Source organism: Streptomyces sp. ADMS (genome assembly GCF_033441795.1).
Lineage (GTDB): Bacteria > Actinomycetota > Actinomycetes > Streptomycetales > Streptomycetaceae > Streptomyces.
The window spans coordinates 1-277 of record NZ_JAVFVX010000564.1 but is presented as its reverse complement, the minus strand read 5'-3'; the positions used below and the strand labels follow the sequence as shown (position 1 = coordinate 277).

Sequence of the window (277 nt, the reverse complement as noted above, 5' to 3'; positions counted from 1 at the left end):
AAGGTCCAGACGGCGATCCGCTGGGCGCTCGGCCAGCTCGGCACCCCGTACCAGTGGGGCGGGATCTGCACCGACTCCCACGGGCCCGACCCCATGGGCCGCTGCGACTGCTCCTCGCTAATGCAGCAGTCGTACAAGGCCGCCGGGGTCACCCTCACGCGGACGACGTACACGCAGGTCAAGGAGGGCAAGCCGGTATCGGTTGACGCTCTCCAGCCCGGTGACCTCGTCTTCACCGAGGGGACGGCCGAAGTCCCGGAACACGTCGGGATGGTCG

At 69.0% G+C, this 277-nt stretch carries 1 protein-coding gene; it reads left to right on the top strand.

Translation table 11 applies throughout. The features are described from left to right. The coding region (locus tag RB628_RS42010; RefSeq protein ID WP_318325838.1) for a C40 family peptidase at positions 1–277 on the top strand (277 nt) is incomplete at both ends.